The 1,451-nt window shown below is 67.9% G+C and carries 2 protein-coding genes and 1 pseudogene; all 3 read left to right on the top strand.

Translation table 11 applies throughout. The features are described from left to right. Positions 1–348 (top strand): hydroxyethylthiazole kinase (locus Q0349_RS07940; RefSeq protein ID WP_298080332.1); only part of this gene is annotated, 348 nt, incomplete at its 5' end. Further along, positions 345–1,139 (top strand): bifunctional hydroxymethylpyrimidine kinase/phosphomethylpyrimidine kinase, encoded by a 795-nt coding sequence (gene thiD / locus Q0349_RS07935; RefSeq protein WP_298080331.1) that lies wholly within the window; start codon positions 345–347, stop codon positions 1,137–1,139. The genes Q0349_RS07940 and thiD, both read left to right, overlap by 4 nt. Beyond that, positions 1,126–1,451: pseudogene (locus tag Q0349_RS07930) on the top strand (hypothetical protein); the annotation flags it as partial. The gene thiD and the pseudogene Q0349_RS07930, both read left to right, overlap by 14 nt.

Raw genomic sequence — 1,451 nt, 5'->3', positions numbered from 1 at the left:
CGCTACCACTGCATCGCCGTCCTGAGCGGCGCCCGCGACTACATCGCCGACGGCCAGCGCGTCGCCACCCTCGACAATGGCACACCGCTCCTGCCGCGCATCACCGCCTCCGGCTGCCTGCTCAGTGCCGTTCTCGGCGCCTTCCTCGCCGTCGCTCCCGCGCACGACCACTACCAGGCCGCCTGCGAAGCCTGCGCCGCCTACGCCATTGCGGGCGAACAGGCCGCCGCCAGACTCGCGCCCACACAAAGCGGCAGCTTCGCCGCCTGCCTCATCGACGCCCTCGCCGCCATCCGCGACGAAGACATCGCCCGCGCCGCCCGCCTGTATGAAGGAGACGCCTCATGACCATTCCACAAGCACTGACCATCGCCGGCTCCGACAGCGGCGGCGGCGCCGGCATCCAGGCCGACATCAAAACCATGCAAATGCGCGGCGTCTTCGCCACCAGCGTCATCACCGCCATCACCGCACAAAACACCTGCGGCGTGAACCACATCGAAATGACAAGCACCGCCAGCGTGCGCGCACAAATCGCCGCCATTGCCGCCGACTTCACCATCCGCGCCCACAAAATCGGGATGCTCGGTACCGCCGACATGATTGCCTGCGTCGCCGCCAGCCTGCGCGACTGCAACTTCGGCGCGCTGGTACTCGACCCGGTGATGATTGCCAAAGGCGGCGCGCCGCTGCTGCAAAGCGACGCCATCGCCGCGCTGAAATGCGAACTGCTGCCACGCGCCACCCTCATTACCCCCAACCTGCCCGAAGCCGAACAACTCGCGGGCATCCGCATCAGCGACGACGCGGACATCGCCCGTGCCGCGCGCATCCTGCACCAACAGGGCGCGCACGCCGTCCTCATCAAGGGCGGCCACGGCGAGGGCGACACCTGCCGCGACTGGCTCTTCCACGACGGCGAAACCCTCACCCTCGACAACCCGCGCCACGCGACACCGCACACCCACGGCACCGGCTGCACCCTCTCCGCCTGCATCACCGCCGAACTGGCCAAAGGGGCGACGCTGACGGACGCCGTCCGCACCGCCAAGGCATACATCAGCGCCGCCATCGCCCACCCGCTCAACATCGGCCACGGCCACGGCCCGGTAAACCATTGGGCGTATGGCGAAACATAGCGCGCTGCATCCGCCGAACGACGCGCTCGCCGTGGGAAAGATTGGGGTGAGTTCGCCCGCTTTGCCGCCGATGCCGAAGCAACCTCCGAACGACGCGCTCGCCGTGGGAAAGATTGGGGTGAGTTCGCTCGCTTTGCCGCCGATGCCGAAACCACCACCGAACGACGCTCTCGCCGTGGGAAAGGTTGGGGTGAGTTCACCCGCTTCGCCGCCGATGCCAAAACCACCGCCGAACAGCTCCCTCCCCATGTGGGGGAGGGCTGGGGTGGGGTTCGCCCGCTTTGCCACCGATGCCAAAACGACCGCCGAACA

The sequence above is a fragment of the uncultured Cardiobacterium sp. genome, from assembly GCF_938028185.1.
Taxonomy (GTDB): Bacteria; Pseudomonadota; Gammaproteobacteria; order Cardiobacteriales; family Cardiobacteriaceae; genus Cardiobacterium.
The sequence above is the reverse complement of the archived record's forward strand: the minus strand, read 5'-3'. Positions and strand labels throughout refer to the sequence as shown.